This is a genomic window from Chitinophaga sancti, from assembly GCF_034424315.1.
Classification (GTDB): Bacteria; Bacteroidota; Bacteroidia; order Chitinophagales; family Chitinophagaceae; genus Chitinophaga; species Chitinophaga sancti.
Map to the genome: position 1 here is coordinate 3,741,408 of NZ_CP139972.1, position 13,876 is coordinate 3,755,283.

12 protein-coding genes are annotated in these 13,876 nt (G+C 43.5%); 5 read left to right on the forward strand and 7 right to left on the reverse strand.

Going from position 1 to position 13,876, the window contains the following annotated elements:
* The first annotated feature begins 145 nt into the window (after nt 1-145).
* On the forward strand, nt 146-2,254 hold the full coding sequence (locus U0033_RS14330) for an outer membrane beta-barrel family protein (RefSeq protein ID WP_072362594.1): 2,109 nt from the start codon (nt 146-148) through the stop codon (nt 2,252-2,254).
* A gap of 20 nt (nt 2,255-2,274) precedes the next feature.
* Nucleotides 2,275-2,946: a M949_RS01915 family surface polysaccharide biosynthesis protein gene (locus U0033_RS14335; RefSeq protein WP_072362595.1), complete on the forward strand. Its 672-nt coding sequence runs from the start codon at nt 2,275-2,277 to the stop codon at nt 2,944-2,946.
* A 61-nt stretch (nt 2,947-3,007) separates the two neighbouring features.
* Here U0033_RS14335 and U0033_RS14340 read toward each other — a convergent pair whose 3' ends face one another.
* Together U0033_RS14340 and U0033_RS14345 are read right to left on the reverse strand one after the other, a co-directional pair.
* Nucleotides 3,008-3,547, reverse strand: a complete 540-nt coding sequence (locus U0033_RS14340; protein ID WP_072362596.1) for a YbhB/YbcL family Raf kinase inhibitor-like protein — start codon at nt 3,545-3,547, stop codon at nt 3,008-3,010.
* 74 nt (nt 3,548-3,621) lie between these two features.
* A complete protein-coding gene (locus U0033_RS14345) occupies nt 3,622-4,488 on the reverse strand; it encodes a helix-turn-helix domain-containing protein (RefSeq protein ID WP_072362597.1) in 867 nt (288 codons plus the stop codon).
* A gap of 170 nt (nt 4,489-4,658) precedes the next feature.
* Between U0033_RS14345 and U0033_RS14350 the strand changes: the two genes are divergently transcribed.
* Both U0033_RS14350 and U0033_RS14355 read left to right on the forward strand, forming a co-directional pair.
* Nucleotides 4,659-6,095 (forward strand): MBOAT family O-acyltransferase, encoded by a 1,437-nt coding sequence (locus tag U0033_RS14350; RefSeq protein ID WP_072362598.1) that lies wholly within the window; start codon nt 4,659-4,661, stop codon nt 6,093-6,095.
* A 1-nt stretch (nt 6,096) separates the two neighbouring features.
* Nucleotides 6,097-7,032, forward strand: a complete 936-nt coding sequence (locus U0033_RS14355) for a hypothetical protein (RefSeq protein WP_072362599.1) — start codon at nt 6,097-6,099, stop codon at nt 7,030-7,032.
* A gap of 57 nt (nt 7,033-7,089) precedes the next feature.
* Here U0033_RS14355 and U0033_RS14360 read toward each other — a convergent pair whose 3' ends face one another.
* Nucleotides 7,090-7,767: a TIGR02117 family protein gene (locus U0033_RS14360; RefSeq protein ID WP_072362733.1), complete on the reverse strand. Its 678-nt coding sequence runs from the start codon at nt 7,765-7,767 to the stop codon at nt 7,090-7,092.
* Nucleotides 7,768-8,079: 312 nt separating this feature from the next.
* Between U0033_RS14360 and U0033_RS14365 the strand changes: the two genes are divergently transcribed.
* Nucleotides 8,080-8,595, forward strand: coding sequence for a DinB family protein (locus tag U0033_RS14365; RefSeq protein ID WP_245801796.1), 516 nt, complete (start codon nt 8,080-8,082; stop codon nt 8,593-8,595).
* A gap of 221 nt (nt 8,596-8,816) precedes the next feature.
* On the opposite strand, the gene U0033_RS14370 is transcribed toward U0033_RS14365, so the two are convergent.
* The 4 genes from U0033_RS14370 to U0033_RS14385 all read right to left on the reverse strand — a co-directional run bounded on the left by U0033_RS14370 (nt 8,817) and on the right by U0033_RS14385 (nt 13,866).
* Nucleotides 8,817-9,869 (reverse strand): acyltransferase family protein, encoded by a 1,053-nt coding sequence (locus U0033_RS14370; RefSeq protein ID WP_072362600.1) that lies wholly within the window; start codon nt 9,867-9,869, stop codon nt 8,817-8,819.
* A 1-nt stretch (nt 9,870) separates the two neighbouring features.
* Nucleotides 9,871-11,385: a DUF4832 domain-containing protein gene (locus U0033_RS14375; RefSeq protein WP_083571605.1), complete on the reverse strand. Its 1,515-nt coding sequence runs from the start codon at nt 11,383-11,385 to the stop codon at nt 9,871-9,873.
* 84 nt (nt 11,386-11,469) lie between these two features.
* Nucleotides 11,470-12,318 carry a PKD domain-containing protein gene (locus tag U0033_RS14380; protein ID WP_245801797.1) on the reverse strand — a complete coding sequence of 283 codons (849 nt, stop codon included), beginning with the start codon at nt 12,316-12,318 and terminating at the stop codon, nt 11,470-11,472.
* 36 nt (nt 12,319-12,354) lie between these two features.
* Nucleotides 12,355-13,866, reverse strand: a complete 1,512-nt coding sequence (locus U0033_RS14385; protein WP_072362602.1) for a RagB/SusD family nutrient uptake outer membrane protein — start codon at nt 13,864-13,866, stop codon at nt 12,355-12,357.
* Between the last annotated feature and the right edge of the window lie 10 nt (nt 13,867-13,876).

The window sequence follows — 13,876 nt, forward strand, 5'->3', positions numbered from 1 at the left end:
CAATCTGCCACCTTATAATGACGAACCTGTGAAAATGACTGACGAACCCTGAAAATAAGGTTTTCGTCACGGATATGACCATTTACATCACTAAAATTTCCATTCCCTCCGCTACCAGACAATCTTTGCTAAAAATCACACAGTAATGAGACCCACATTCGCCATCTTTATCACCCTTCTCTCCTTCGTCCAGGTATATGGACAGGATACCACCAAACCTAAACAGGTACAGCTTAAAGCCATTGAGGTAACCAGTAAAAAACCTTTGCTGGAACAGAATATCGACAGAACCGTTGTAAATGTGGATGCTATGATCAGCGCTGCCAGCAGTAATACCCTGGAAGTGCTGAATAAAACACCCGGCGTAACTGTAGACCAAAATGGCAACATCAACCTGAACGGCAAAGGTGTATTGGTGTTAATCAATGGCAGGACCACCTATATGTCTGGCCAGGATCTGGCTAACTACCTGAAAGGCCTACCCGGCAGCACCCTCGACAAAATAGAACTGATGGATGCCCCTCCCGCTAAATACGATGCGGGTGGTGGTGCTGTCATTAATCTAAGATTAAAGAAAAGTACCATCCTGGGCCTTACCGGCAATATTTCCCTGAGCGCTAACCAGGGGATCTATGCAAGAACCTACGACAACATCAACCTTAATTACAATTATAAAAAGATGAACTGGTTTGGTAGCCTGAGCTATAGCAGGGATGCTTCTTATGACGAAGATAAAACCAACAGGAAATATTTTACCAATGACCTGGATGTATATCTCGTTTCGCATATAAGAGGCAGGTCCAATACCAAAGGCCTTAGACTGGGAATGGACTATAATGTGAGTGCTAAAACAGTGATCGGCTTTGAGATAAACGGACAGCAAAGACCAAGTATTTATACCAGGGATTATACCAGTAAAACCAATACTGACAGCAGCAGTACAGGCTTTACCTATAGCGATGCCTCCTGGAAAAACTTCAGCAGTAATATGAATTTCCTGCACCGCTTCAATGATAAAGGACATGAACTCTCTGCTGATGCCAGTTATATTACTTATAATAACCATGATCTCCAGGACCTGAATAATGACAGTTATTTCTTTCATTACAATTTACTTTCCGACATGAAGATCTTCGCGGCCAAGGCAGATTACGTGCACCCCATTGGTATCGAGGCAGGTGTAAAATCCAGTTTTGTAAAGAATAATTACGATTCCCGGTATTTGAATGAAAAGATCATGCAGGTGGATAGTAATTCCAATCACTTCATTTATGATGAGAACATTAATGCGGCCTATATCAATGCCAGAAAGCAATGGAAACGCTGGGGCGCACAGGCAGGATTGAGAATAGAAAATACCAACCTTAGGGGCAAACAACCGGGTAATACTGCCATTGCGCCTTCCCTCTTTCATCGGAGTTATACACAGGCATTCCCTACTGTATTCATCAGTTATAAACTGGATAGCGCAGGCAATCATACCCTGAGCTGGAATCTTGGCAGAAGAGTGAACAGGCCCAATTATCAACAATTAAATCCATTTGTCGCCTTTGAGAATAGTTATACTTATGCAACAGGTAATCCTAACTTACGTCCACAAACGAATTACAGAACTGAATTAAAGTATCAGTACAAGCAATGGCTGGGCCTGGGTGTACAATACAACTGGTTCAAGGATATCATCTTTACACTGAGTGATGTGGTAGACAATATTTACATTTCCAAACCTCAGAATGTGGCCAAAGGATACATCGCTATGGTACTGTTGAACCTCAGCCTGCACCCTGCTAAATGGTGGGATCTGAATGTGAATATCATGGCTGGTGGTATGAAACTGAATGGACAGGCCTATGCTGCCCCTATGAATTACGGCACATACTCAGCCAGGGTACGATTGTACAACCAGTTTAATTTATCACACGGATGGAGTGCAGAGGCAAGTGGTGATTATTCAGGCAGGAATGTAAACGGACAGGATGTAATTAACCCAAGGTATATTATGTACGCAGGTATTCAGAAGAAATTCTGGAATAACCAGGCTACCCTGAAATTGAATGCCGAAGACATCTTCCATTCAGCCGGACAAAACGATCATTCTGAGGGGGTGAAAGATAGTTACTATACACATAGGGGGATCTTTGATTCTCAAAAAATAGGCTTAGCTTTTACCTATCGCTTTGGCAGAGAAACGTTTGCACGTAAACGGAATCATAGTGATAATACTGCTGACCAGGAACAGGAAAGAGCAAAGTGATTCTGTTGTATATTTAGGGCATGAAGCATATTATTACTACATTGTTTGCCCTGGTTTTTTGTATAAATGGGCATAGCCAAACAAAGATTTTGCTGAGAGAGGAGATGGAGAAATTGTTTCCGGAGGATGTACAGCAGCAGCTGGGATTCAAGTCTCAGATAAGGTTGGTGTATAGTTTTGCAGATAAGAACGGGAGTTATTATCTGCCGATTTGCGAGAGTTTTGATGGGATGGGTGACGACGATAGTTTGCACTCGAAGATAAGAGGAGTGAATTTGAAATATGAGAACGGGCAGTTTGTGAAGCAATGGGAGATGAATGATCATATACTGACTACGCAATATGAGGAGAGTATATGGTTCTATACGAAGTATGTAACGATCAAAGACCTGGATGGAGATGGAGAGGTGGATCCTGTGTTGGTGTATGGGAGTTCGGCGGCAAATGGGAAGAGTGATGGACGCATGAAGATCCTGGTGTATTATAAGGGGAAGAAGGTAGCAATCAGGCATCAGAATTCAGAGTTTGATGGCGGCAGGACGACAGATGTGGATGTGGAGTTTTATGAATTGCCGGCGAAGGTGCAGGGCTTTGTGAAAGGGTTGATGAAAAGGCTGGCGGATGATGGCCAGGTGATTTACGCAACGGATTGGGTACAGAAAATGAATCAAAAAAAGACATCTATTCAATAGTAACAAAAAATCCTTTTGCAGAAAGCAAAAGGATTTTTTGTTGAAGCAGGAAATCCATTTTTTATGGGTGCTGTGCGTAAGCTACAATAGATGCTTTACCCAGCATGGTCATATTTAAATTAAACCCAACATACGCTGCTGTCGCACCTTTGTCCAATGTCAGGGGGCTCTTTAATGCATACACGGTAATCAGGTACATATGTGGCAAACCCGGAACAGGTGCAGGACCACCATAACCTGGCTGACCAAAATCCGTCATTCCCTGCACTGTACCAGCCGGCAATAATTGTTTTGCAGGATTACCCGCACCTGCTTTGATCTCCTTTACATCTGCAGGAATATTATAAACCACCCAATGCCAGAACCCACTACCTGTTGGCGCATCAAAATCATACATGGTTACTGCAAAAGCCTTGGTACCAGCAGGTGCATTCTCCCATGACAGTGCCGGAGACTGGTTTTCACCTGTATAGCCCATGCCATTGAAATACTGTTTGTTAGAAAACTGCCCCCCCAGGTCACTACTCTTTAAGGTAAAGGTCTGTGCCTGCGCCTGGATGGCGAAAATAGCCAATACTAATAAGGTGCTTAATTTCTTCATAGTTCCTCGTATTTGTTTGTTGATACAAAGTTAGGGGAGCCAGGAGAGCAGGTTTATAGCTAACAGCTCAGAACTTATTGCCAGGCGGTCATTTTCTGTTGCTGGTATTCACTGGGAGTTAAACCAAAAACCTGTTTAAAGGATTGACTAAAGCTGGAATGATTCTCGTAACCTACTTTATGGTATACATCACTGGGTTTCTCGCGGTTATTCAATAATAAGGTTGCCGCCATTTCCATTCTCTTCTGTAAATACCATTTACTCGGTGCTATGCCATAGACCTTCGCAAAACGGCGCTTGAAAGTAGAGGTACTCATATTACAAAGGAATGCCAGTTCATCGATGGTGATATTGTTCTCTATATGCGCCTCCACCGCCTGACGAAAATCGTATTCCTCCCTGTTGGCAGTGCGGAGACTGAGTACCTGCTGCGGATATTTGTCCACCATATACAGCATCAGTTCTTCGAATTTCAGTACCCGCATCGCCCTTGATATAGGCCGGCCGCCTGCCAGCATCAGTTCCAGGGAATGCAGGAAGTTGCGTAAAAAAGGATCCAGGTGAAAAGTGATAAAAGCTTGTTCCGGTATAGCAGCGCCCTGTTCAAGGTGGACTTGTGGTAGACCTGGATACCTGATAAAGAAGTCAGAGAGGATCTTGTTGTCGAAGAAAAGAAGGACACTGCGGTAAATGCCATTTTCGGGTGCATTTTTCTCGCTCATGATGCAATTACCACAAGATAGCAGCACAAACTGAGATGGATCAATCTGCGCGCTCTTATCCGCATAAAAGGTCGTTTTTACCCCTTCCAGCAGAAAACTAAAGAGATTCGAATGCATCGTGATCTTATTCTTCACCACATTCGCTGAAGACTGATAAGCGACGATATGCACATTGTCATTTTCCGGTACCAGGTCCATTGGCAGGTTGAACGTATCCATGGCACAAAGATACAATAGGATACTATAATAAATAATTCATGCAGTGCTAAACAAATACCGGCCACTACTTAATCAAGTACAATTTTTCTTAAATAAATAGGATGCCAACTTAATTACATAATTTCCTTTCGGACACTACCCAAATCAAACCATTTCTATATTGCGTTGTTATGCTATTTAACTCCTTAGAGTTTGCAATCTTTCTTCCAATAGTATTTTTCCTTTATTGGTTCGCAGGAAAGGGAAATACCAGGCTACAGAACATAATCATCTTATTTGCCAGCCTCTTCTTTTATGGCTGCTGGGATTATCGTTTTCTTTTCCTGCTATCTTTTTCGATATTACTGGACTTTTACAGTGGTATCAAAATCAGTGAAGCCACTACTCCCCGCTCGAAAAAGTTATGGCTGATCACCAGTATCACCATTAATCTCGGCTTCCTGCTCTTCTTCAAATACTATAATTTCTTTGTGCAGTCCTTTGCGGATATGCTCCTCAATTTTGGTTTGCAGGCAAACGTATGGACGCTCAGGATCATCCTTCCTGTAGGTATTTCGTTTTATACTTTCCATGGGCTTTCATACGTCATTGATATCTATAAAGGAAGAAGTGCACCTACCAGGAACCTGATTGATTACTCGGTGTTTGTGAGCTTCTTTCCCCTGCTGGTAGCAGGTCCTATTGAAAGGGCCTCGCATCTGCTGCCACAGGTACAGCAACCCAGGACGTTTACTTTCGAAAAGGCCAGCGATGGCTTAAGACAAATTCTATGGGGGCTTTTTAAGAAGATTGTGATTGCAGATGTGAGTGCAATGTATGCCAATGAAATTTTCTCTTCCAATGCGAACCTCCATGCAAGTACACGGGTACTGGGCGCTATCCTCTTTGCCTTCCAGATCTATGGCGATTTCTCCGGTTATTCTGACATTGCATTGGGTACCGCCCGCTTACTGGGCTTTGAGCTCTTAAAGAACTTTAACTATCCATACTTTTCGCGGGATATTGCTGAATTCTGGAGAAGATGGCATATCTCCCTTTCTTCCTGGTTTAAGGATTATGTATACATTCCCCTGGGAGGAAGCCGGGGCGGCAAGCTGCAAGCCGTACGCAATACCTTTATCATCTTCCTGCTCAGCGGATTCTGGCATGGTGCCAACTGGACCTTTATTTTCTGGGGAGGATTGAATGCAGTATATTTTTTACCATTACTACTATTTAACAGGAACAGGAATAATATAGAGATCGTTGCCAAAGGGCAAACGCTTCCCTCTTTCAGAGAACTGACCGCGATGCTCATCACTTTTGCACAGGTCACATTTGCCTGGATCTTTTTCAGGGCAGAAAGTCTCGGTTATGCATTTCATTACATAAAAGGGATGTTTAGTAAAACCCTGCTGAGCACTCCAGAGGTTTTTCCAAAAACACAGTTAGTGATCATTGCCATATTTCTTGTCATTGAATGGATGGGGAGAGAACAACCATATGCTATTGCAGGCATGACTGTACAAATACCAAGGCCAGTAAGATGGTCCTTCTATTTCATGATCATCTTTGCGATTGTCATATTCAAAGGTTCTCCTCAACAGTTCATTTATTTCCAGTTTTAGTATGAAAAAGTTTCTTGTCAGCGTTATCATATTTTCAGTCATCCTTGGCGGCCTGGTGGCTTTGCTAAGTGCTAATTATGCAAAGTCAGCAGAAGGCAATTTTGTGAGTGCCATCCGTTTAAAACATGAAAGGCTCAATAGCTTTAAAGGCCCAAGGGTCATGTTTGCCGGAGGTTCCAATGTCGCCTATGGTATTGACAGCCGGGAAATTGAAGATTCTATCAAATTACCCGTTACCAATCTTGCTATCCATGCCGGTTTAGGCTTAGACTTCATGTTGTCAGAACTGAAGCACAGTGCACGAAAAGGTGATTACATTTTCCTTTCCCCGGAATACTACCTGGATGAGGGTCGTTATAAACTGGATGAAGAAGCGGCTGATAGTTATCCCGAGGCAAAGCACTACCTGAAAAATCTTGCTATTAATGATTTTCCCATCTTTGTGGATGGCATTATCGAGCAGATGAAGACTAACAAGGATGTGTTGTTTGACAAGCTGTCTAAGAAAATGTTTGGTGCTAAAAAAGAAACGACGATTGCGTCCATCACTTCATTTAACGAATATGGGGATGTGGTGGCACACCTGAATCGCCCTGCGCCTGCTACTATTAAAGACAAAAAAGCTTTTGAATACAGGTACTGGGATGGTATTCAGAAAATAAACGCACTGGCGCAATATGCCAAAGAGAATGGCATACATCTCTATTTCGTATTCCCCACCTATTCCAGGAACGCTTATACGATTAACAAAGCTGTGATTAAAAGATACCAGAACGACCTGGCGACTAACCTGCAAATACCCGTTATTAACGCGCCGGAAGATTTCGTGTATGATGACAGCGAGTATTATGACACCGTTTATCATTTAAGAAAAAATGCCAGGGAGTTGCGCACGCAGAAGCTGATCTCTATTATCAAGCCATATACTATGCTGTAAGATTATAAGGAATTTCTTTTTAGGATTAATAAATCATTCAAGCGTCAACACAACCGGTTATTTCCCGTATTGATAAAAGATACCTTTATCAAAAGGCGTCCAGAGGCAGGCACGTTGTCCACATGCTTTGAGGCCGTTGTTTGCCCAGGTATTGCAGGTATGAAAAAGACTGTAACTGCCTTTCGCTTCATAAAAGGCATCACTCCGGCCATAGTTGGCATTTGTGACGATGTGTAGGATCTGTCCATTGGCATCCCTCCTAAAACTCTCCTGTATATATGCTATCAGGCGCGCATATTTAGCGCTGTCAATACTGGTACGAATACAATCATTGCCTTCGCGGAGATTGCGGTAATAAGTCGCATGAATGGCGGCTGTACTTAGCCCTGTAGCAGCTTTAAAAGCCGTGCTGAACTTCAGGTCTGCCCAGGTCGGCGTTTCCAGGTAAAAGCCCTTGTCTCCCCAGCCAAAAGCGATCCATTGGGCGGCAGTATCCCTCCCGATCGTATTTTCGAATAATACACTTTTGCTCCAGTCGATCTGGGCGCTCCTGACCGGCACTACCAAATCAGTATGCACCCCATTAGTAAGGATGTACATTGGAATATTGTTATCCCCTGATGGTTCGGCAGATACTGTAATCCTGGATAGGCCCCAGGCAGCAAACAGGTATAGTGCAAGGAGTGCAATAGGTGTAAGGATGGTAAATAAGATGATCTTCAGTACTCTCTTCATAGAATTATTTGAACTTTCGCAATAGGCCTGTAAATGTGGATGCCTGGTCTCCATGTAAATAAAGCATATGCCCCGCACCAGGATGAGTATAATGATGCTGGATAGCGGTGAAAGCAGGCTTCGTCTCTGATGCCTTTTAACGAGACGAAAATGATTAACGAATACGTAATTCCAATTGTCCCCATTTCATAGCAATATCAAGATAATCTGAAATGTAATACTTTTTTTTCGAAAGGGTCTGCGCTGCAGAATAGCGGGGATTTTGCATTTTTAAGGGTGATTATTTTGTATTATTAGGGTAAAATTACCGCCATGATAACAACCAAACCACAACCAGGAGAATACGTTGAACAACAGATGAACTATATTAAACAGGTAGGAGATGCCCCTGTACAACAGCTAATCCTGGAACTCAAAGACAAGGGATATGACTTTTACACCAGCATCCCGGAAGAGAAGGGAAACTATGCCTATGCACCAGGAAAATGGACCATCAGGGAAGTAATAGGGCACATTATAGATACGGAAAGAATCTTTGGATATCGCCTGCTTGCCTTTATCAGGGGTGAGCAACAGGGCTTACCTGGTTTTGATCAGGATGATTATGTAGCCACTTCCCAGGCAATTGAAAGAACGATTAAGGATCTTGCTGAAGAAATGAAATTAGTCCGCACAGCAAATTACTACCTGGTCCGTAACCTGACTGAGGAGCAAGGTGCGATCAAAGGAATTTCTGCAGGTAATCCTATTTCGGTAAGAACCATCCTGTATATTATGGCTGGTCATGAATTACACCACCTACAGATCCTGAAAGAACGATATTTATAAAACAAACCTTATTTTCAGATAAGAGGAGCGTATATCAAAAATACCCCCTCTTGAGGATCGTTTAAAAGACTATACGATTCCATCAGGAACCCGAATAGGGGCTGCCTAAAAAGAGTACCCCCTCCCGGGTGGATGATGGCGCCGAAATGAATTTTATGCAATTCTCAGTGCCTTCATTTTACTTTTTAGTCAGGCCCCTTTAAAATAACAACAACTCGTTTTTATAATTTAAAAAAGATACTCCGCTTATACAACCAGTAACACAATCCCCATTCCAGGCCCCAGGTAACCAAAGCCGCCAACACCTTGAAAGGCACAAAGATCCCCACTACTCCGTTCACCCATTGCGCGCCTACCGTTTCAAAGAACAAATAGATGAAGATCGCATTCATGCCCACGACTACTGCGACCCAGGTGTATTTACTGTGCTCCTTAATATCAATCCACCAATACAGAAAAGATAAGATCAATAAGACCCATCCCGCTGATGCCAATACAAATCCTGCTGTTGCAATCCTTTTGATAATCGGGGATATCTCTAACCAGTCTGCCGCAAAACCTAATATCAAGCCTGCCACACCCGCCACTACAAGGGTCATGGTCTTCTGCGTACCTGTACGGGAAGTAGTCAGTAATTTTCCTGCTGCCATTCCCCACAGGGTATGCGCCGCCGTTGGGATAATATTGATCGCCACCCAGCCATCTGTATTGATCTTCCCCATTAAGACCGTATCCATATATGCGCCGAAATTGTGGTACTCCACAAAAGGCTGATCAAAGCCCGGCACTAAAATAGTTCTGTACAATACATCATTGAGGATAATCAATAATAATCCGACAATGACCTGTACCGTAAAGGAATTGCGGATAAACAGGTAGGCGATGATGCTCGTAAATGCTAATTGGGTCAGTACATTCCATAACTCCCATACGGGTTTCCCTGCATAAATGCAATGCAAGCCTACCCCACAGATAAAAAGCTTCAGACTCCGTATCAGGATATGCTTAAAATTCTGCGACCAGCTTAGCCCTTTTCTCAGCTTGCTCTCATAAGAAATATACATCGCTGTACCCGCCATAAACATAAAGGCCGGCTGTACCAAATCCCAGAAATGAATGCCATGCCAGGGATGATGAAAAAACTGCACGATGAAGGCATTCGGCCACACTTCATGCAGACTATCATAGACCCGGCAGCTCTCTCCTGCCAACAAGATCATGATGATTCCCCGCATTACATCCAGTGATAATAAACGTCCGGAAGATTTTATCATATTATTGAATTGTGATCTTATGGTTCAGGTTATTGTAACCTGTTGTGGATTCCCAAACATTGTTATTTGCCAGGCGAATACTATAAGCAGGCATATTGCGCAGCGAATTATATCCATCCGGTAAATTCAGCAATAACTCATAGGTACCCGCTGGCATACCCGAAGGTAATTTAAAAGATTGTCTCAACGTCACATCACCAGTTACCCATTTACGCACTTCTGTGATAAAGGTGAGCGAATCTATTTTCTTCGTTGCCATATTACGCAATAATAACTGCACCGGCCGTGGATTGTAAGGTGCCGCATAACCCACATTCTGTAGGTGGATAGTAGCTGCTAATGAATCTGTAGAGGATAAAAAACTTGCATCTTTCAATACCAGCCTGTATCCTAATTTACGCTTGATATTATCCAGGCATCCACCCGTTTGCCAGTCATTGTTGACGGCTGCATTATAATCTGCATTCAGGAAACTATAGTGCATGTCACTGAACTCCTGCTCTGCATGACCCGTAGGTTCGCAATCATTTTGCGGACTATATTCATCACTACAGGTCTCCCCTCCTACTACCACATACTTACTATCCATGGAAGTGAAATTGCGCATAGCTGTTGTCGCTTCTACAGGTGTGGAAGATGAACTGCCATAATCTGCAAAGGTGCCGTAATCATTTGCGCTGGACAGGAAACAGTCATTATGATACCCAATTCTTGCCTTGTCTGTGCCGCTAGCCGCTTCTTCTGCAGTCATTGCACTGGCTGTAGGTAATGCACTCGCGCCATATACAAATTTCTGCTTCAGCTGTGGTAAACGGATCTGCACCATTCTATCCTGTGGCAATGCATCCAGCATCGCCTTTAATACTTCTGATCTATCCTTCCAGTTCTGATCCAGCAATTGTTTCTGCCCATTCGAAGATGCATCGCCAAAATAGTCGGTGTAAAAATTCTCACCCCATACACCTATAAATCCTAACTGCAGGGTGGCTATCACATCTGCATTTGCCTGCAGGATAGGTTTCAGCTGTGCGATATGACTTAACACGATACTCTTCGGCGCATCTCCATAAGGCGTGCAAATCCAGCCCTCTGAACAGGTACCCGCTGTGACACTGATCGTATACGTAAACCTTGGTATCAGTTTTATACCCGCTGCACGTGCGGTTGCAAAGTCTTTGCTAAGATTGGTCAGAAATGCTGCCGGCAATGCTTTGCCTGTATACCCGCTCATAATAAAATAACGGAATACCAATGTACTCATCACACTGAATGTACCACCCGAAGGCATTGTACCACTCTTGTAAGTGGCTAAGGTACCCGCATCCAGTGCCGTGAAATTATCAACCGTGGTTTCAGAATACCGATAAAAACCCCTCTCGGGATTTGTAAAATCTTCTGTGCTGGCAGTATAGGTAATGGTGGTACTATCCTTGCCCACATTATTTTCTCCTCCGCTGGTTTTATCACAGGATCCGGCCACCAGTATAACGGGGAATAATAAACATATCGCCCTCATGAATTTTTCTTTAATGTTAAACAAAAAGGGCAGGTCATGCAAATTAATGCCTCCCTGCCCCCCTTTACCAGCTACGGCAAAAACTTATTCAAATACAACCTGGTAAGCAGCTACGCCGGATCCAGGCAGTGAGCCATAAGTTACAGACCAGTCATTCTTAGACGCCTGTATACCTATTCTGAATCCTGTAGATGCAGGCAGGTTTTTGATTTTATTTCTTGAAAAACGCATCTCATATTTCAGGGTAGTACCATCCTGCTGGGTGCTGCCTATCAAATAGAATTCTGATGCACCTGAATCATTCCAGTTCCATGAATTATTGGTACCCGCATAGTTGTACATAGCAGGTGGCACAGTCGAAGGATCCAACAGGGTTCCTTCTATCAGTACATCCATACCCGCATCCAGGAAGGTGCCTGTGGCATAACCAACACCAGGATTATTATCTGAATCCAGGTAGATATCAAAAATATCATTCGCTGCCTTTGTTGATTTCACTTCGAAATAGCAATAGATATAATTCGCATCGTAATCAAACTTCGCCTTCTTAAAGTAGGTTTCCGATGCAGCAGGCGTCACTACAAATGTAGAGATGGTATCCCAGTCTGCCAGGCTATTATCATCCAGTTTTATAGGCGATGTCTTCGCGATATTCACGACGGTAGAACCCTCTGTCACCCTACCATCACTGGTATAAGCATACAGGGTAGGTACGTACTTTCCTTTGCCAGGATAGGCGTGTACCGGGCTGGCTTCGGTAGATGATTCACCATCACCGAAATCCCATTTGTAAGAGGTGGCACCGGTAGTTTGATTGGTGAATGTCACATTGTAACCATTTATCACCACTTCATAAAACAAATCAGCAGATGCTGAGCTTTTATCTTTCTTACAGGCTCCTGCTACTACCAGCAGTATCAGAGCTATCATCATATTTTTATTCAAACGCATGATCTACGGCTTTAAGAGTTAAGGATTCTGTGTGCACAAAGTATTCGTCTGCATCTCATCTATCGGGATATAATAGATGGTCTTTGTATTGTCCCAGTTAATGATCATGTTATCATAATTGGTCGGCAATACAGACAGATTGATATCAGATTCTTTCAGACCCGGCAGGTGATAGCCCCAATAGGTGCGGTTCATCGCCAGTTTATTGCGGTATACATCAAATGCGCGATGCCCTTCAAATGCCAGTTCTATCCTTCTTTCTTTCAGCACTACGTCCAGGATGGTTTTGCCCGCAGGTACTGCTGAATATTGCGCAGCTTCCAGGCCACGGTTTTTACGGATCATGTTTACATCTGCCAGGGCTGCTGTCGTATTGCCAGCCTTCGCTGCTGCCTCTGCCCTGTTCAGGTACATCTCTGCCAAACGGAACAGGATCGGTGAACTTAAGGTCGGACTATTACCCTGACCAGAGAATTTCCCAATCATATACATTTCGATACCATTCTTCTTTGTTACATTTCCATCTGCATCTTTGAATGGCACGATATAGTTCCAGCGTACATCCTTATCAGCAAATGCTGACATGGTATCTCTCAGCGAAGTAGTTGCAAATTCCTCACCCCAGCCCGATGTTCCATCAGTATAAATCATAGAGGCAATAGATGCTTTTTTATAATCATCTACTGTTGTGAATGCAATACAGAAAATGGTTTCTGTACTGGAGGTGGCATTGGCAAACATAGATGGATAACCTGTTGCCGTCTCCAGCGTAAAGCGACCTGAATTGATCACCAGGTTGGAATAATAGGTAGTACTGTCCGTGTTATCCTCGTACAGGAATGTTCTGGACAGCAATGCATAAGCCGCTTCTTTGGAAGCATACTGCACACCACGGGAAGTATTCATCAGACTGGCTGCCATTTCAGCATCAGAGATGATCTGTGCATAAGTTTCTGCCACTGTAGATCTTGCTTTGGAAGAAGGATCGCTGATAGAAGTACGCAAAATTACACCCGGTGCACCAGGATCCTGTGTATATGGTTTGGCATAGAAACGAGCTAAACCAAGGGTAGCCCATGCCCGCAGGAAATAACATTCCCCGATCATCTGCTTTATTTCATCACCCGGGTTCTCAATCTTAGCAGCTGCCGCCAGTACAGTATTTGCATCGCTGATGATCTTGTAAGACACATACCAGAAGAAACGGCTGTTCGTCTGCGTGGGCGTATGTGCCAGTGAGAAACTATAATAGAAAGCATCCGTCGTCGTTTGCCCGCACACGATATCATCACTGGCAAAATCATTCATCTGGAAATACTGGCGCAGGTACATATTGTTGTCGTCCTTGCCACCGGCAAAATCCATATGGTCCTTGAACAAAGCATAGGCGCCGTTCAGCGCGTTCTTCATACCAGTCACAGTACTGGTCAGATTATCTGTCGTCAGCGCATCGCTGGGACTCACATCTTTCAAACAACTGGTCAGAAAGGCAGGTAGGATTAGTATGATAAAGAAAAATCTTGTTCTCATGGCCTGATAG